12 protein-coding genes are annotated in these 17,667 nt (G+C 63.5%); 5 read left to right on the plus strand and 7 right to left on the minus strand.

Going from position 1 to position 17,667, the window contains the following annotated elements; translation table 11 throughout:
- Positions 1–3 precede the first annotated feature (3 nt).
- The 3 genes from M1D74_RS07250 to lipB all read right to left on the minus strand — a co-directional run bounded on the left by M1D74_RS07250 (position 4) and on the right by lipB (position 2,588).
- Positions 4–777: a DUF4191 domain-containing protein gene (locus tag M1D74_RS07250; protein WP_458116996.1), complete on the minus strand. Its 774-nt coding sequence runs from the start codon at positions 775–777 to the stop codon at positions 4–6.
- Positions 778–867: 90 nt separating this feature from the next.
- A complete protein-coding gene (lipA, locus tag M1D74_RS07255; protein ID WP_309071266.1) occupies positions 868–1,869 on the minus strand; it encodes a lipoyl synthase in 1,002 nt (333 codons plus the stop codon).
- Positions 1,866–2,588 carry a lipoyl(octanoyl) transferase LipB gene (lipB, locus tag M1D74_RS07260; protein WP_309071267.1) on the minus strand — a complete coding sequence of 241 codons (723 nt, stop codon included), beginning with the start codon at positions 2,586–2,588 and terminating at the stop codon, positions 1,866–1,868. The genes lipA and lipB overlap by 4 nt, the downstream gene beginning before the upstream one ends.
- A gap of 103 nt (positions 2,589–2,691) precedes the next feature.
- Between lipB and M1D74_RS07265 the strand changes: the two genes are divergently transcribed.
- Together M1D74_RS07265 and M1D74_RS07270 are read left to right on the plus strand one after the other, a co-directional pair.
- Positions 2,692–4,422 (plus strand): serine/threonine protein kinase, encoded by a 1,731-nt coding sequence (locus tag M1D74_RS07265; RefSeq protein ID WP_309071268.1) that lies wholly within the window; start codon positions 2,692–2,694, stop codon positions 4,420–4,422.
- 32 nt (positions 4,423–4,454) lie between these two features.
- The gene (locus tag M1D74_RS07270) at positions 4,455–7,871 is read left to right on the plus strand and encodes a S41 family peptidase (RefSeq protein ID WP_458116997.1); all 3,417 of its coding nucleotides are present in this window, start codon (positions 4,455–4,457) and stop codon (positions 7,869–7,871) included.
- Positions 7,872–7,984: 113 nt separating this feature from the next.
- Here the strand turns inward: M1D74_RS07270 and M1D74_RS07275 are convergent, their stop codons facing one another.
- The 4 genes from M1D74_RS07275 to M1D74_RS07290 form a co-directional block, all read right to left on the minus strand.
- Entirely contained in the window at positions 7,985–8,416 is a 432-nt protein-coding gene (locus M1D74_RS07275; protein ID WP_309071270.1) for an OsmC family protein, read from the minus strand.
- A gap of 145 nt (positions 8,417–8,561) precedes the next feature.
- Positions 8,562–10,352, minus strand: coding sequence for a 2-oxoglutarate dehydrogenase, E2 component, dihydrolipoamide succinyltransferase (gene sucB / locus M1D74_RS07280; RefSeq protein ID WP_458116998.1), 1,791 nt, complete (start codon positions 10,350–10,352; stop codon positions 8,562–8,564).
- A gap of 128 nt (positions 10,353–10,480) precedes the next feature.
- Positions 10,481–11,863, minus strand: a complete 1,383-nt coding sequence (gene lpdA, locus M1D74_RS07285) for a dihydrolipoyl dehydrogenase (protein ID WP_309071272.1) — start codon at positions 11,861–11,863, stop codon at positions 10,481–10,483.
- Positions 11,864–12,036: 173 nt separating this feature from the next.
- Positions 12,037–13,587: a leucyl aminopeptidase gene (locus M1D74_RS07290; protein ID WP_458116999.1), complete on the minus strand. Its 1,551-nt coding sequence runs from the start codon at positions 13,585–13,587 to the stop codon at positions 12,037–12,039.
- 269 nt (positions 13,588–13,856) lie between these two features.
- Here M1D74_RS07290 and M1D74_RS07295 point away from each other — a divergent pair, with 269 nt between their 5' ends.
- The 3 genes from M1D74_RS07295 (at position 13,857) to M1D74_RS07305 (ending at position 17,567) form a co-directional block, all read left to right on the plus strand.
- Positions 13,857–14,897, plus strand: coding sequence for a proteasome assembly chaperone family protein (locus M1D74_RS07295; RefSeq protein ID WP_309123772.1), 1,041 nt, complete (start codon positions 13,857–13,859; stop codon positions 14,895–14,897).
- 13 nt (positions 14,898–14,910) lie between these two features.
- On the plus strand, positions 14,911–16,230 hold the full coding sequence (locus tag M1D74_RS07300) for an MFS transporter (RefSeq protein ID WP_309071341.1): 1,320 nt from the start codon (positions 14,911–14,913) through the stop codon (positions 16,228–16,230).
- 95 nt (positions 16,231–16,325) lie between these two features.
- The gene (locus M1D74_RS07305; protein WP_458117000.1) at positions 16,326–17,567 is read left to right on the plus strand and encodes a DUF4192 domain-containing protein; all 1,242 of its coding nucleotides are present in this window, start codon (positions 16,326–16,328) and stop codon (positions 17,565–17,567) included.
- The last annotated feature ends 100 nt before the right edge of the window (positions 17,568–17,667 follow it).

A 17,667-nucleotide genomic window follows, 5' to 3' on the forward strand; every position in this document is an offset into this window, starting at 1 on the left:
ATCTCATCGGCCGCGCATCGCCTTGCGGTCCGGGCGCGCCTTGAACGGATCGACGCCCTTGGGGATGGGCATGCGGGCACCGAGAGCGCTTAGTCGCTTGTCAACCGCGGACACTTCCTGGCGGGTCAGGTTCTTCTTCATCTTCTGAAGTGTCTTCGAAATGCGCTGCAGGGGAACCTGGCCTTCGCCCTGACCCGCGTGTACGACGTGAACCGGCACTCCGGGCACGATCCGGTTCATCTTGACCCGTTCCGCGTTGACGAGCTGCTTCACACGGTTCACGGGCCCCTCGGCAACAAGGACTATTCCCGGCCGCCCAATCGCGCGGAATACGGCGTCCTGGGTGCGGGCGTTGACCGCTACCGGTTCATCCTTCAGGATCCAGCCGCGGCGCAGCACACTGAGTGCAGCTCCCGCTGCACCGGGCTTCCCCTCGATCTGCGCGAAGGCTGCGCGTTCGGCTCTCCGCGACAGAATGAAGAGAGCAGCGAGGAATGCGAGCGGAACGGCGATGATAAGCATCGTCACCACGTTGTTGATCAGCAGTCCGATCAGCAGCCCCACCGCAATTACGGCCAGGAACGCCAGAAGCATGATCCAAACGACGTTTGGGTCATTGCGGCGGGTCATCGCGAACACTTCGCGGATGCGCTTCATTGTTCCCGGCTTCTTCGAAGACTTGTCTGCCTTCGGTTTGCGGGAAAACAGGCGGCGCCGTGCGCTCGATCCGTCAGCGTCAGAAGGAGTGTTGGAACTGTTGTCAGTGCTGTTGGCCATAGTGGCTTAAGTCTACGGGATGCCCAACGCGTATCGGGCGCCCCAGCCGAAGCCGGAGCGCCCGATAAGAGCGTGAACCGCGAAGGTGTATCAGCCCGCCATGAGGGTGGAGGCTTCCTGCAGAGTGCTGCCCGAATCCTCGATGTGTGCGAGCTCAGGAGGAAGCTCAAGACCCTTCTTCCGCATGGCGCGGGCCCACAGCCGGCCAGCGCGGTAGGAAGACCGGACCAGCGGGCCACTCATGACGCCCAGGAAGCCGATCTCGTCAGCCTCCTGCTGCAACTCAACGAATTCCTGCGGCTTGACCCAACGGTCCACCGGGAGGTGCCGCTCACTGGGGCGAAGGTATTGCGTGATGGTGATCAAGTCGCAGCCGGCTTCGTGAAGATCCCGGAGGGCCTCTGAAATCTCCGCCCGGGTCTCGCCCATTCCGAGGATCAGGTTCGACTTGGTAACCATGCCCTGATCGCGGCCCTGCGTGATGACGTCCAGCGATCGCTCGTATCGGAACGCCGGCCGGATGCGCTTGAAAATGCGTGGGACAGTTTCGACGTTGTGCGCGAAGACCTCGGGTTTGGCTTCGCAGATCCCCATGATGTGTTCCGGCTTCCCCGAGAAATCCGGGATCAGAATCTCGACGCCGGTCCCTGGGTTGAGCGAGTGGATCTGGCGAATCGTCTCAGCGTAAAGCCATACCCCCTCGTCCTCGAGGTCATCCCGTGCCACTCCGGTTACTGTTGCGTACCGCAGGTTCATGGACTGGACGGATTGCGCAACCTTGAACGGCTCGCTCCGGTCTAGAGGTGCGGGCCGTCCGGTGTCGATCTGGCAGAAGTCGCACCGGCGCGTGCATTCCGAACCACCGATGAGGAAGGTGGCCTCCCTGTCTTCCCAGCATTCGAAGATGTTGGGGCATCCTGCTTCTTCACAGACGGTGTGCAGGCCCTCCTTTTTCACCAGGTTCTTCATCCCAACGAACTCGGGACCGATGTTCACCTTGGCTTTGATCCAGTCCGGTTTGCGCTCCACTGGAACAGCGGCGTTCCGTGCCTCGACGCGCAGCAGTCGTCGTCCCTCGGGGGCCAGACTCACAGTAGAACTCCTTCCGGCCGGTCGTTGCTGCCGGCCTTCACTGTCTCGGGTACGGGGAGAGCGCCCTCGGCATCAAGGACCAGAGACCCCTCATTCTTACTCAGTTCTTCTTCGATACGGGAAACGATGTCCGCGGGTGTAACTGAGCGGCCAAGTTCCTGGGAAATGCTCGTTACACCAGCATCGGTGATCCCGCACGGAACAATCTGGGCGAACGGCGACAGATCGTTGCTGCAATTGATAGCGAACCCGTGCATGGTGACTCGCCGATTGATCCGGATGCCGATGGCAGCGATCTTCCTGGCCGGCCCCCGTTCGTCAGCCTGCAACCAAACGCCGGATCGCCCCTCGATTCGTACCCCCGAAATCCCATAATCCAGCAGGACTGCGATGATAACGTCTTCCAAAATTCCGACGTAGTCCGCCACACGGGTTGGTTCGGGAAGGGCGAGGATGGGATAACCGACCAATTGCCCTGGCCCGTGCCAGGTCAGTTTCCCTCCACGGTCAACGGGCACCACGGGCGTACCGTCAAATGGTTTCTCATGATCCTCGGTTCGCTTGCCCGCGGTGTACACGGCCGCGTGCTCCAGCAGCAGGACGGTACTCGGCGAGGACCCGGCAACAACTGACTCGTGCAGTGCCTTCTGGCGGTCCCATCCTTCGAGGTAATCGACGAAGTGGGGGTCGAATCCGATTCGTGAGAACTCCAGCGTCATGCCTCAAGGGTAGACCCGGGCAGTGACGATCTCCCATTCGCGGGTACCGGCCGGTTGTGGATAACTTACGGACGCCGGAAAGAAATAGCCAAGAATGGCGACCATGGACAATTTCCTTCGCCAGACTGCGGCGGACCAGGATGTGGTTTCCCGGAACAACGCCTGCCCGGATACGCCCCCGGCCGTGGACGGTTACCGTACCGGAAGATTGCTCGGAACGGGAGGAAATGCAAATGTCTGGCTGCTCGAGGAGCGGCAGACCGGAGTGGCAAGAGCGCTCAAGGTGTTTCCCGCATACGCACCGGGGGGAGAACACGGCCGGAACACCAGCAACGAACTCCTGGCACAGTTGCGCAGGGAGAGCACTGTCCTGGGCTCGCTGGAACATCCGCACCTGCTTGGCCTGCATGCCGTCGTCTCCACGGACCAGGGGCCGGGGTTGATGACCGATTACGCGGCGGGCGGCTCCCTTCTCAATCTGGTGACTGCACGTGGGCGCCTCAGCCCCGGGGAATGCATCACCGTCCTGGCTCCCATCGCGCAGGCCGTGGCCCACCTGCATTCGTCGTCGGTTCATCACGGAGACCTGTCGCCCGGGAATGTGCTGTTCACCGCAGAAGGGAAGCCGCTGATCGGTGACCTAGGGGCAGCTCGCCTGCTCGGCGAGAAGTACTTAGGAGCCGCCGGTACCGCAGGGTTTTCGGAGACTCGCAGCGGAGAAATAGGGCCTCCCGCGGCCGCAGCCGATGTGTACTCATTGGCGGCGCTTGGCTGGTACTCGCTCACCGGCAATCCTCCCGGGCAGACGAAGGATAGGGTTCCACTTTCCCTGCTGGTGCCCGAGGTTTCTTCCGAGCTGCTCCAGATACTCGAATCTGGGTTGGAGACCGAGTGGACGGCCCGGCCCTCAGCTGCCGAATTCGCGGAAACCGTCCTGCGTTCCGGTGTCCCTCGGCCGCTTGACCTGGTGGCCGCCGTGCACCCTTCCGTGCTTCCGCAGTTGCTCACCCGGCGCCCTGCCGATATCCCGGCAACTGCTCCTCGCCCCCGGCTTGCTGCAGTGCTTGGAAGCTTACGCCCCGGGAAGGCAACCTCGCGGAGGAAGAAGCGAGCGCGGCTGGCCGAACCGAGAGGTCGTCGACGCAGGCAACCCGATCGCCCGGAGCCTAAGTGGAAGTCAGCGGTACCCCAAACAACTGCCGCTGTGCTTGTGCTTCTCGGATCAATGATGGCCGGTCAGCACTTCCTCGGTGGGATCAGCACCGGCACCAGCGAACCGGATCCGGCACCTCTCACGGTCGGGATCGCCTCGAGCCAAGGGGTCGAAGAATCCGGAGCCAAGGCGCAGCAGGGAGAGGGCACCGAGACGGAGACCGCTCCGGCCGCGCCCGCGCCGGCCTCCGTCTTGTCCGCTGAGATGCAGGCGCGGCTGTCGGACGCAGATCCGGCCAAAGTCCTGCCGGCGCTGGCAGGAGTGAGGGCGATGGCTTTGACGTCCGCCGATACCGACCTGCTCTCACACGTGAATATCCGCGCTTCGGAGGCTATGGACGCGGATCGCGTCCTCGTAGCGGGTTTGCAGGAGCAGGGCCTTGTGTTCAGCGGGCTGAGTATCCGGGTTGAGGGAGCTTTTCTGACGGACGCCCTTGAAATCCCGGAGGGGGCTGCAGCGGTTACTGCGACCGTAGTCATGTCCGGCTACAGCGAGACTGACACGTCCGGGTCGGCAGTGCGCACAGTACCTGATTCGACACCGCAGGAGCTCGTCTTCGTCCTGATGAAGGAAGCGGACGTATGGAAAATCGACAGCGTACACACGGCCGGCGCAGTCTGAAAGGCGTCCTCCTGTGTGGCTATGATCGGACAATGGCTCCCTCTCATTACCTGCGCTATCCGCACCTGTCCGGAGATCTCCTCACGTTCGCAGCAGAGAACGACATCTGGGTTGCTCCGTTGTCCGGCGGCCGCGCATGGCGAATATCTGCACTCCAGCAACCGGTCCGTAATCCGAGGTTCTCGCCCGACGGTTCCACCATCGCCTGGACGGTAATCCAGGGTGCCGCGCCTGAGGTGGTAGCAGCAGATACTGACGGTGGAAACTTCCGCCGCTTGACCTACTGGGGGCACCAAAGCACGCGCGTCAAGGGGTATACGTCTGACGGCCGAATCATCGCGACAAGCGCCTTCCGCCACGAAGACCCCCGGCACACCTGGGCGTACACCCTCCCCACGGACGGATCCCCGGCCGCCGTCGTACCGTACGGACCGCTCGACGCCATTGTCCACGGAGAAGCTGTCGGAGACGAGCGGCCAGTTGTCATCGGCAGCGTCATGACCCGTGAGCAAGCCTGGTGGAAGCGCTACCGCGGTGGGACAGCAGGCAAGCTCTGGATCGACCTGGACGGATCCGGTGATTTCAGCCGCTTCCTTCCCGATCTCGACGGAAACCTCGCCGACCCGATGTGGGTCGGCGGTCGCCTTGCCTTCCTGTCAGATCACGAGGGCTACGGCAACCTGTACTCAGTGACGGCGAACGGTGAGGATCTTCGGCGGCACACCGATCACGAAGAATTTTATGCTCGGCATGCCAGCACCGATGGAAGTCGGGTCGTCTACGAGTCAGCCGGGACACTCTGGCTCCTTGACGGTCTCGATAGCGAAGCGCGCGCCCTCGACATCACTCTCGGTTCGGCTTCCACGGGGCGGCGTCCCCAACCGCTCAACGTTTCGCGTCACCTTGCCGCGGCCGTACCAGTCACAGATGGGCGGGCGAGCGTCATCGAATCGCACGGTACGCTTCACCTGCTTACACACCGCGATGGCCCATCGCGGGTGGTGGATGCCACCGCAGGAGTGCGGGCGCGCCTCGGCCGCCCGGTTGGTGACGATCATGTGGCCTATGTTGCCGACCACGACGGCGAGGAAGCGCTGTACATCCGCAACGTGTTCGACGTCGACCTGCCCGTCGCAAGCGGTCCCTCCCTTCCAGAAACTGAAACCGCGGACCATTCCTTGCCCGCGCCGGTGCCCGCGACGCTCCCGGACGGGTCTAGCTCACCGCGCGAGACAGCGTCGGCAGCTGAAACCGCGGAGACCGCAACGCCGGACGCGGCCATCGTCGTCGCGCAGGATTCTGCGGGCAGCGAGGCGCTGTCCCGCGTCGATTTCGGCGGACCGTTCAGGGCAAGCAATCTCGCGGTAAGCCCGGACGGCAAAGTCATTGCGGTCGCCGGTGAGATGGGACAGATTCTCATTCATGAGGTGGGAAGCGAGGGCTTCTTCACCCTCTCAACGACGCCTCACGGTGCGATCGACGATCTCGCTTTCTCACCTGATTCAGCCTGGCTGGTCTGGGCAGAACCTGTCACCGGAGAAGGCGCCCGTACGCGCATCCGGCTGGCACGGGCAGCACGTGACGCTGAGATCCTCGACGTGACGGACGGACGCTTCCGCGACCATGCGCCGTCGTTCACTCCCGATGGCCGCTTTCTCGCCTTCCTCTCGGACCGAAGCTTTGACCCGGTATACGACACCCACCGATTCGACCTGAGCTTCCCGGCCTCGACCAAGCCATTCCTGGTTGCATTGGCTGCGGGCACGGCCTCCCCTTTCGGGCCGGCAGTGCACGACCGTCCGGCGCCCGCTGAGGAGAAAGACGGCGCCAAGACGACCGTAGACGTTGCAGCGGAACGGATCGGGGAGCGGATCATCCCGGTGCCTGTGCCGCAGGGTTCGTATGAGGGCCTGCGCACTGCCGATAACTCACTGCTGTGGCTGGCTGCGGACACCGTGGGGACTACCGGTGACGGCCGTGCCACCACCGACACCAAGGAGCCGGCGAAGCGGCTGGAGCGATTCGACATGCTCAAGCGGGAGACGGCCACACTGGTGCAGGAAGTGGACTCTTTTGAGGTCAGCGGCGACGGCAAGCGGGCCGTAGTCATCCGGGCCGGCGCGGTCACCGCTGTCCCCACATCCGGCCCGGCCGATCCGGATTCGACGGAGCGGGTGACGGTTGAACTCAACCGTATCCGTGTCCTCCTCGATCCTCCGAGTGTATGGCGCCAGGCCTTCGAGGACGCCTGGCGTCTCCAGCGCGATTTCTTTTGGGCCGAAGACATGGGCGGTCTGGACTGGGTGGGCGTACGGGACCGCTACCGGCCGCTGCTGGACCGTATCGGATCCCACGACGACCTCGTGGACCTACTGTGGGAGCTTCACGGGGAACTTGGCACCTCGCATGCCTACGTCACGCCTGCCCTGGCCAGTGAGCCGGGCGCCGGAGCGCAGGGTTTCCTGGGCGCCGAGCTCAGTAGGTCTGAACGGGGCTGGCGAGTGGACCGCATCTTCGCCGGCGAGTCGTCAGACCCGCAGGCGGCAGCGCCGCTAGCGGCCCCCGGAGTGGCCGTGGAGCCCGGAGATATTATCCAAGCCGTCGACGGCGTTCCCGTTCCGCCCGAATTGGGTCCGGCCGTTCTGCTCACCGGAGCCGGCGGGCGCCCGGTCGAGCTTACCGTCGCCCGTCACGATGACGACGGCGATCACTCCGAGGTACGCAGGGTCGCGGTTGTGCCGCTTCGGAGCGAGGAACGGCTCCGCTATCAGAACTGGGTCAATGCGAACAGGTCGATTGTCCACGAAGCCTCGGACGAGCGGTTCGGCTATCTCCACATCCCGGACATGGTGGCCCGAGGCTGGGCCCAGCTCCATCGGGACCTGGACCGGGAGACCGCACGGGATGGTCTGATCATCGATGTAAGGCGCAACCGGGGTGGTCACACGTCCCAACTGGTCGCAGAGCTCATCGGACGCAAAGTGACCGCCTGGTCTCTTCCCAGAGGGGAACAGCCTGGGACATATCCTGCGCATGCACCGCGCGGTCCTGTGGTGATCCTGACGGATGAATTCGCCGGATCTGACGGTGACATCATCACCCAGGTAGCGAAGCTCCGCGGAATCGGGCCGGTCATCGGAACACGGACTTGGGGCGGCGTGGTGGGAATCGACGGTCGGTTCAGCCTCGCGGACGGTACCGGGGTAACCCAGCCGCGCTATGCCTTCTGGATGACAGGCGGCGTCGAGTGGGACGTGGAGAACTACGGGGTGGATCCTGATATCGAGGTGCCCTTCCCACCGCACGCATACGCCGCGCAGGAAGATCCGCAACTCGAGCACGCCGTGGGAATTCTGCGCGAAATGCTGGAAGAGCTTCCCACGGACGTGCCTCCAGCCCGGAGGGATCATCCCCGGCTGGCACCGGCGCCCCTTCCACCCCGCCGCTGAGAGTATGGGCGCCTGTCCCGGTCGTTGACCGGGACGGGTGTTGAATGAAGAGACAAGACGCCCCGATCACCTGACGGTGACCGGGGCGTCTTGTAGAGCTGGGGAAGCGCAGGTCAGGACTCGAGGGTGGCGTCCAGCGAGATGTTCTTCACCGCTGCAAGAGCCTGGGAGACAGGGCACCCGGTCTTTGCTTCATCAGCAAGGCGCTGGAAGTCTTCCTCGCTCAGGCCCGGAACAGATGCCTTGAGAGTGAGCCGAATCGCGGTGATGCCCTCTCCCGGCTGGAAGTCCACCTCCGCCTTCGTCTCGACTCGATCAGGTGTCTTGCCCTCTCCGCCCAGCGCGTGGCTGAAAGCCATGGAGAAGCACGCAGAATGTGCCGCAGCGATGAGCTCCTCAGGGCTGGTCTTGCCTTCAGCCTGCTCCGCCCGGGCCTTCCACGTGACGTCGTAGGTTCCGAGGCCGGACGTGTCGAGCGATACCTGACCTGAGCCCGTGGGCAGGTCACCGGTCCAGACGGTGTGTGCTGAGCGTACGGTAGCCATGAGTTCTCCTGTTCGATGGTTGAATCATGTGCACCGGACGGGACGTCCGGTGTTTCCCCGTATTCGACGGGGAAGTCTTTCTAGAACCTGATGACAGAAGGCAGCGCCCCGAGAAACCGGAACGCTGCCTTCTGCATGAGGTGGGTTACAGCCCGAGGTCAGCCTCGAATGCACCATCTTCAAGACGGGACTTCAGTGACTGCAGGAACCTACCGGCGTCAGCTCCATCCACCAGACGGTGATCGTAGGTGAGGCAGAGGTACATCATCGAGCGGATGGCAATGGTGTCTTCACCATCGGCATCGGTGATCACCACGGGGCGCTTGACGATTGCACCGGTACCAAGGATGCCGACCTGAGGCTGGTTGATGATCGGAGTGTCGAAAAGCGCTCCGACCGAGCCAATGTTGGTGATGGTGAAGGTTCCGCCCGAGAGTTCATCTGGGCCGATCTGGCCGTTGCGGGTGCGTGCACCGACGTCGGCAATCTTCTTGGCCAGACCTGCGAGGTTGAGGTTTCCGGCATCGTTGATAACGGGAACGAGCAAGCCCTTCTCGGTGTCCACCGCAATGGCGAGGTGCTCGGCGTCGTGGTAGGTGACTTCCTTCGCATCCTCGTCGAACGAGGCGTTGAGCTTGGCGTGCTGCTTCAACGCTTCGGTTACTGCCTTGGCGATGAAGGGCAGGAAGGTCAGCTTCGCGCCATTCTGCGCCTGGAAGGTGTCCTTCGCCTTCGCGCGGAGCCGCGCCACGCGGGTCATATCAACTTCAATGACCTGTGTCAGCTGCGCTGAAACCTCGAGCGATTCCCGCATGCGGCGGGCGATCGTCTGGCGGATGCGGGGAGCCTTCTCGACCGTACCGCGCAGCTTCGAAGCCGCGGGGGCGGCAGCGGGAGCCGAGGGCGCAGCAGCCGCAGGTGCGGCCGCACTCGGAACTTCCTGCTGCGGTGCCTTTGCGGTCTCGGCAGCCTCAAGCACGTCCTGCTTGCGGATCCGTCCACCAACACCTGTGCCCTTGATGGAGCCGAGGTCAACGCCATGCTGGTTCGCGAGCTTGCGGACAAGGGGAGTGACGTACACGGAATCTGATCCGGCCGCCGTTTCCTTCTCGGCCGAGTCGGTGGGCTTCGGCGCTGCCGGCGCAGGAGCAGGCTTGGCGCTTTCGGCAGGTGCGGGTTGCGCCTGCTTCTGAGCAGCCGGCTCAGCGGCCGGCTCCTCGCGCTCCGTGGAAGGGGCCGCAGCTACCGGTTCGGCTGACGTAGGCTCCGCCTGAGCGGGAGCAGCACTGCCTGAGCCGATAACGGCGAGGACAGAACCGACCTCCGCGGTTTCGTCCTCATTGACCCGGATCTCCTGGAGCGTTCCGGCGACCGGTGAAGGGATTTCTGTGTCTACCTTGTCGGTGGAGACCTCGAGGAGAGGCTCGTCTACTTCGACCTCGTCACCGACCGCCTTGAGCCAGCGCGTAACCGTTCCTTCAGTAACGCTTTCGCCGAGAGCGGGCAGAGTAACTTCGGTGCCCTGTCCGCCGCTGGTGCCGGCGTCGGACTCCGAAGCCTGCTCCGCTGCGGTGGCTGCGGGGGCTGCAGCCTCAGTGTCCTGGGCTGCACTTTCTCCCGGCTGATCCTGCGTCGCAGCATCGTCCGACGGCGCCTGCTCTGCCGATCCGCCGTCTTCCGAACTGTCCGAACCGCCCGAGCCGTCACCGATCCTGACGAGCGGAGCACCTACCTCGGCTGTTTCGTCCTCGGCGACCAGGATCTCCTCGATGACACCCGCAATAGGGGATGGGATCTCTGTGTCGACCTTGTCCGTCGATACCTCGAGCAGCGGCTCGTCGACTTCAACGCGGTCGCCGACCTGCTTGAGCCATCGGGTAACAGTACCCTCAGTAACGCTCTCGCCCAGGGCCGGCAAGTTCACGGATTCAGACATGGTGTCCGGTTCTCCTTGTTCGTTCTACCTTCGACCGCCGGTACCGGGATCAGCCGGTCGGTTTGAGGTTGCCAGTGATGCTTTGTGTGGAGCTTGGTGCGGTTTTCGAACAACCGCTCGAGTGTTCGTCAGCCGTGCAGCGGCTTGCCCGCCAGGGCAAGGTGCGCTTCGCCCAGCGACTCGTTCTGGGTCGGGTGTGCGTGAACCAGTTGGGCTACGTCCTCCGGGTACGCTTCCCAGTTCACAATGAGCTGGGCCTCACCGATCTGCTCACCCATACGGGTGCCGATCATGTGGACGCCGACCACCGGGCCGTCCTTCTCGCGAACCAGCTTGACGATGCCGCCGGTACCGAGAATTGAGCTCTTGCCGTTACCCGCAAGGTTGTATTCCTGGGTTTCGACGCGGTCATCGCCCAGCTTGTCCCTGGCGGCCTTTTCAGTCAGGCCGACGGAAGCGATTTCCGGCTCGCAGTAGGTGACCTTGGGAATGTTGACATCTTCGACGATGACAGGCTTGAGTCCGGCGATCTCTTCCGCAACGAAGATTCCCTGCTGGTAGCCGCGGTGCGCAAGCTGGAGTCCGGGAACGATGTCGCCGACCGCGTAGATGTTTCCGACGCCGGTGTGGAGACGCTCATTGGTGATCACGAATCCGCGGTCGAGGGTAAGGCCGGCTTCTTCGTACCCGAGGTCGGCAGTGACGGGGCCGCGGCCAACAGCGACAAGAAGGAGATCCGCTTCGAAGGTCTTGCCATCCGCGAGGGTGACCTTGACGCCGTTGTCATCCTGCTCGACCTTCTCGAAGAAGGTTCCGGTGTTAAACTTGATGCCGCGCTTCTTGAACGCACGCTCGAGGTTTTTGACGATCGATGCGTCCTCATTGGGAACCAGGGATGGCAGGCCCTCAATGATGGTGACGTCGACGCCGAAGGACTTCCAGACGGAGGCGAACTCACAGCCGATCACACCGCCACCAAGCACGATGGCGCTGGAGGGGATCGTGTCCATGGTGAGTGCGTGGTCCGAGGTGATGACCTTGCCGCCGATTTCAAGTCCGGGCAGCGACCGTGAGTACGAGCCGGTTGCAAGAACGATGTTCTTGCCGGTGTACGTGGTGCCGTTCACTTCGATGGTGTTCTGGCCGGTCAACCGGCCGGAACCCTCGATGACGGTGATGCCCTTGGCCTTGATGAGCCCCTGCAGGCCCTTGTACTTGCCGGCGATGATGCCGTCCTTGTATGCATTCACGGCGGTCATGTCGATCGACTCGAACGTGGCCTTGATGCCGTACTTCTCGGCCGATCGCGCACTGTCGGCGACTTCAGCCGAATGCAGAAGCGCCTTCGTGGGGATGCACCCATTGTGAAGGCACGTGCCCCCGAGCTTGGCCTTCTCGACGAGCCCGACTGTGAAGCCGAGCTGCACGGCGCGAAGGGCGGCGGCGTAACCGCCGCTGCCTCCGCCCAGTACCAGGATGTCGAATTCTTGCGCAGTTGCCGTATCGGCCACTTGGACGCTCCCTCGCGTGATCGGTGACGCACTTGAGTACGCGCGTCGGTTGATGTCTGGCGGAATGCTTGGTGTGATCTGGCTTCACCCTATCGCCAGATCACACCATCAGCCACTTAGTGAAGGGCGAAGCACACGCCTATGTGTCGAGTCTCACCTCTACGCGGGTCGACTCAGGCAGCGTGCTTCTGTGCCCGCTCCACGACATCTTCGACGTACGCCAGGAGCGTGCGGACTCCGACACCGGTAGCGCCCTTGGGGGTATAGCCGTAGGCGCCGCCCTCATTGAATGCAGGACCCGCGATGTCGAGATGAGCCCAGGGAATCTTCTGGCCATCGACTTCACCGACGAATTCCCGGAGGAAGACAGCAGCGGTCATCATGCCGCCGAACTTCTCACCGACGTTTGCAATGTCAGCAACCGTCGAATCAAGGCTCGGACGCAACTCCTCCGGCAGAGGCATCGGCCAGAACTGCTCGCCCACGCGGTCGGCCGCGGCTTTCACTGCGTCCCTGACGCCGTCGTCGCCCATTACTCCGGACACGCGTTTGCCGAGCGCGACCATCTGGGCGCCGGTGAGGGTGGCCACATCGATGATCGCATCGGGGTACTCAGCACTCGCTGCGGCCAGTGCATCCGCCATCACCAGCCGCCCCTCGGCGTCGGTATTCAGTACCTCGACGGTGCGGCCGCCGAAAGTGGTGAGCACGTCCGAGGGCCGCTGCGCGGTTCCCGACGGCATGTTCTCCGCGAGGCACAGCCAACCGCTTACGCTGACCGGGAGGCCGAGCTGAGCGATCGCAGTGACCGCGGCAAGCACGACGGCGGCACCCGCCATGTCGAGTTTCATTGTCTGCATCCCCGCGCCGGGCTTGAGGGAAAGTCCGCCTGAATCGAAGGTGATGCCCTTGCCCACAAGCGCAAGGTTGATCTTCGATCTGGCAGGCGTGTATTCGAGTTTGACCAGCCGTGGCGGACGGGACGAGCCCTTCCCGACGCCGAGAATGCCGCCGTAGCCGTCCTTCTCAAGCTTCTTTTCGTCCAGGACCGTCACCTTCACGGGCAGTCCCTTGACGTGTTCGCGGGCGAACTGGGCGAAGGATTCCGGGTAGAGGTGGCTCGGGGGCTGGTTGACGAGGGTGCGGGTGACGTTAACTCCTCGGCCGATTGCTTCCGCGCGGTCGAACGCCGCTTTAAGCCCGCGGTCCTGTGCAGCCGGCGTCAGGATGGTGACCCGCGAAAGAGTCTTGGCTGACGGACGGGGTGCCCTGCCGCCGAATGCCGAGTAGTGCTCCGTGTAGGCGTACCTGCCGAGCAGGATGCCTTCGGCCACTGCTGCAGCCTGATCGACTGTGGCGGCAGGGAGTGCTACGGCGATGCTTTCCACTCCGTTCAACTGCCGGGCGGCGGAACCTGCTGCACGGCGGAGCTGTTCATCAGACAGGGGAGTGCCGGCTGTTGTGCGTCCCGTTCCAACCAGCACCAGGACGTCCGCTCCAGTTTCCGGCAATCCCGGGAAGCGGCGAACCTCGTCGGCGGCACCGGTGACTCCCAGGGAGGGAAGGGTGTCGGTCAGGGCCCTTGCCGACTTCGCGGAGAGCGGATTCTCCAGGAGTACCGGGCCGTCCGGGCTTTGGCCGGTGCCGATCACTAGGACCTCGCATGCGGACTTCTTGATGTCCCGGGAGACGGCGGTCAGGTGAATGTCGCTGGTGTTGCTCACGAAGGTTCGTCCTCGCTTCCAATAGCTTGGGGTTGGTGCACGGGCGTGCGGGTTGTGTCACGCGTTCTCCGTTGCTACCGATCGTAGTCGTACCCTGTGACATGCATCCCACGGGCGGGCGCGCGGGAATGGGGGGAAGCCGGGACGACGTTACATATCCGGACGAGGAATGGGCTATCAACTAGGGTTGACTGCCAGGGCTTCGCCGCAGCGGGGAAGACCCGCGCGGGTGCGCTGCAGTCGTCCGGAATTGAGCTGAGGAGGAATCGATGTTGGACCCGCAGAGTCTGTACAACGTGAGCGACTCAATCAGTGATGATCCTTCACTTCGGGGGCTGCCGCTGATTGCGGGTTTTACCGGCTTTGTCGATGCAGGCCACGTGGTTGCCCAGGTGCGCGACGAACTGCTGGGCTCGCTGGACCATGAGGTACTGGCCGTGTTTGATACGGATCAGCTCATCGATTACCGCAGCCGCAGACCGCGCATCACCTTCGAAGAGGACCATCTGAGGGACTACCAGCCTCCAGCGCTGGAACTGCAGGTCCTCGAGGATGGGCTGGGGGAGCGTTTCCTCCTCCTGAGCGGGATGGAACCGGACCTGCAGTGGGAGAGGTTCTGTGCCGCCGTCGGGCAGTTGATTAGCGCGCTCGAGGTTCCGCTGGTGACGTGGGTCCACTCGCTTCCGATGCCGGTTCCCCACACGCGGCCCCTCGGGGTGACGGTTCACGGTAACCGTGGCGATCTCATCGAGGGAATGGGTAGCGCCTGGAGGCCAACCGCAGAGCTGCAGGCCTCGATCGGCCATCTTCTGGAGCTTCGTCTCATGGAGGCGGGCCGCGACGTCGTTGGTTATGTGGTGCACGTCCCTCACTACCTGGCTGAAGCGGAGTATCCCCCCGCCGCCGTTACGGCGCTGGAGTACCTGGGCGCGTCGATCGGCCGTGTCCTCCCGACGGACCGGTTGCGCGAAGCCGGGCGGGATGTCGCCCGCCAGATTGCACGCCAAGTGGACAACTCTGCGGAGGTTCAGGGCGTCGTTTCATCACTGGAGAAGCGCTACGACGAGCACGCAGAGGGTTCCCGCCGGTCGCTGCTGATCAAGCAGAACATGGAACTGGCCAGTGCCGAAGAGCTTGGAGCCGCCGTCGAGGCCTACCTGGCCGGACCACGGGCAGCGGATGAGCTGGCTGAAACGTTGGATGCCGCCAGGGAGAATGCAAATGCCGGATCAGGGGAGCAGGCTGCCGACCCGGATGCCGAAGCCGACGGTGTCCCCGTCGACCGCGAAGGCGGTCCTTCTGGGGACTGATCCGGGACATGGGATGAACCGGCGGGCCTGGCTGGTTTGGTGCGCCGGTGTCCTGGCGTACCTGATAGCAGTCACCCAGCGCACGTCTTTCGGCGTGGCAGGGATTGCGGCCACCGAGCGTTTCGACGCAACGGCCTCCGCACTGGCTGTCTTCACGGTGGCCCAGCTTGTGGTTTACGCCGGATTGCAGATTCCGGTCGGGGTTCTGGTGGACCGTTTCGGTCCGCGCATCCTGATTTTCTCCGGTGCCCTCCTGATGGCGCTCGGCCAGAGCCAACTGGCATTTGCTGAGTCCGTCTCCGCCGGCATCTTCGGGCGTCTTTTGGTGGGTGGAGGTGACGCCATGACCTTCATCGCTGTCCTGAGACTGCTGCCTGCCTGGTTCGAGACGAAGCGCATCCCGCTGCTGACGCAACTCACCGGGATTCTCGGCCAGCTGGGGCAGGTCCTGAGTGTGGTGCCCTTTCTCGCCGTCCTGCAGTTCGCTGGGTGGAGTGCGGCTTTCCTCTCGGCGGCAGGATTGGGGATTCTGGCAGCAGTACTTGCGCTGGCGGTGATCCGCGACCACCCGGATGGAAGTCAGAAACGCTCCTCTGTAACGCTGCGTCAGACGGGTGTGTCCCTCGCCGAGGCCTGGAAGCAGCCGGGAACCAGGCTCGGCCTCTGGTGCCACTTCACGACGCAGTTCTCGGGTACCGTTTTCGTGCTCACCTGGGGTTACCCCTATCTGGTGAGTGCACAGGAGCTTGCTGCCCCGACCGCCTCGGTGCTGATGACGCTATTCGTGGTGGTGGGCATGATCTGTGGCCCTCTTCTGGGCGTGTATGTCGCACGGCATCCGCTGCGCCGGTCGACCATGGTTCTTGCAATCACCGCTGCCACCGCCCTGGCATGGCTGGTGGTCCTGACCTATCCGGGCCGCGCACCGGTTTGGTTGCTGGTGTTCCTTGTCGTGACACTGGCGGTGGGCGGTCCCGGGTCCATGATCGGCTTCGACTTTGCGCGGACCTTCAACCCGGCGTCCCGGCTTGGGACAGCGACCGGGATTGTCAATATCGGAGGCTTCACCGCTGCCCTCCTCACCATGTTCGCTGTGGGGATCATTCTCGATCTGCTGCTGGCCAGCGGCTTTTCGAATGGCGATCTCTATGCCCTGGACTCGTTCAGGATCGCTTTCGCCGTGCAGTTCGTAATGCTCGCAGTCGGGACCACCGCGATCCTGATTGTCCGCCGACGCGTGCGGGCGCAGCTTGCCCGCCAGTCGATCGTTGTACCGCCGCTCAGGCAGGCAATTGCGAGGGAGATTCGACGACGGCGCGACGCCCGCAGCTGACGACTGTTCCTCCACACCGACGGAGTTTGGGCAACTTGCCCACATAGAGATCGAAGAGCGGACCTGCTCCTCCAGCCGGGATCAAAGTCGTAACTATGACATCAAGCGCATCCCACTCCGAGGCACCGATCAAAGTCAGCACTCCTGCGGACATCCTCAGTTACGTCCCGCACATCCTGGGCTTCCAGCCCCGCGAGAGCCTGGTGTTCCTCACCATGACAGGCAAGCGCGTCGGCGCCACGCTGCGGCTGGATCTTCCCTGCGAGGAGGCAGATCCGCTCGATTACGCCGATTCCGTCTGCGAGTATCTGCAGTCCGATTCAGCCGCCGACGGTGTGCTGATGGTCATCTACACGGATAGGGCGTGGATGGAGCCCGCTGCGCCGCCTTTCGCCCCGCTGGTCCACTGCCTGGATCTTGTCCTTGACGCTGCCGGGCTCAGCCTGCTGGACGGATGGCTGGTCAGTTCCAGTCACTGGCGGGATTACTTCTGCGAGGAGCAGTCGTGCTGTCCCTGGCCCGGGCATCGCCTGACCGCAATCACCGAAAGCGTGCTGAACGCCGAGCTCGTGTTTCAGGGAAGCACGTACGCCGAGTCGCTGGAGTCGGCGGTGCGCACCGTCGATGCTGTGGACAATGAGGAAGTGCATCGGCTGACCTTCTCCTACATCGAGAAGTGGGCAGGCAAATGGGATAGCTCAAGCCTGGCCCGTGATTGCCTGACCCTCTGGGATGGGTTGATCAGGGGCACTGCCGGCAGCGCCGGCGACGAACCTGAGGTGACGGCCTTCCTCCTTGCCGGTCTTACGAGCGCCGCAGTGCGGGACAGCCTCATCGTGCTGGCAGCGACGGATGCAACGGCTGCCTATGCCGCCGCTGTCGATGGCTCTGTTCTTCCGGCATATCCGGAAGAGGTGCAACTTCCCCAGGAATGCGATGATCTGAAGAGCGCCATTGCGGCAGAGGAAGCAGCAGGCGGAGCAAGCGCGCAAAGCCACAGTGACGAAAGACCAAGCGCGCTCTTCCGGGACGTTTTCCTGGCCACGATGAGCACCCCCGACTGGAATCGTCTGGATGCCGCCCACCGGGTGTTCGTTCGGCTCACAGCGGTGGCACAGGGGAAGCCGAGATCGGCGCTGCTCAGCATTCTCGGCTGGTTGGAGTGGACTCGCGGGAGGGGATCCCGAGCCCATCACTACCTGCAGGCGGCGCTCGACGAGACACCGGGATACACGTTGGCTGAACTGCTTCTGGCCCTGGTCGGGACCGGATCCCTGGCTCCCTGGGCGCGGCGACGGGAAACCGCCTGGACTTCCGATTCTTGGAGGGCCGCCTGAATAGGCTCGTTGCGCAGAGGAATTACGTGGCGTCCGCAAAGCGTGCGACAATGGAACCTAGACCCGGTTGGGTTCGTGTTTCAGATTTAAGCGCTGCAGT

Source organism: Arthrobacter sp. D2-10 (assembly GCF_054161285.1).

Excerpts from the sequence above, each read along its gene's own strand:
- M1D74_RS07275 (WP_309071270.1), bottom strand. The coding sequence starts at position 8,416 with ATGGCTACCGTACGCTCAGCACACACCGTCTGGACCGGTGACCTGCCC.
- sucB (WP_458116998.1), bottom strand. The coding sequence starts at position 10,352 with ATGTCTGAATCCGTGAACTTGCCGGCCCTGGGCGAGAGCGTTACTGAG.
- lipB (WP_309071267.1), bottom strand. The coding sequence starts at position 2,588 with ATGACGCTGGAGTTCTCACGAATCGGATTCGACCCCCACTTCGTCGAT.
- M1D74_RS07295 (WP_309123772.1), top strand. The coding sequence starts at position 13,857 with ATGTTGGACCCGCAGAGTCTGTACAACGTGAGCGACTCAATCAGTGAT.
- M1D74_RS07300 (WP_309071341.1), top strand. The coding sequence starts at position 14,911 with ATGAACCGGCGGGCCTGGCTGGTTTGGTGCGCCGGTGTCCTGGCGTAC.
- M1D74_RS07265 (WP_309071268.1), top strand. The coding sequence starts at position 2,692 with ATGGACAATTTCCTTCGCCAGACTGCGGCGGACCAGGATGTGGTTTCC.
- M1D74_RS07305 (WP_458117000.1), top strand. The coding sequence starts at position 16,326 with ATGACATCAAGCGCATCCCACTCCGAGGCACCGATCAAAGTCAGCACT.
- M1D74_RS07250 (WP_458116996.1), bottom strand. The coding sequence starts at position 777 with ATGGCCAACAGCACTGACAACAGTTCCAACACTCCTTCTGACGCTGAC.
- M1D74_RS07270 (WP_458116997.1), top strand. The coding sequence starts at position 4,455 with ATGGCTCCCTCTCATTACCTGCGCTATCCGCACCTGTCCGGAGATCTC.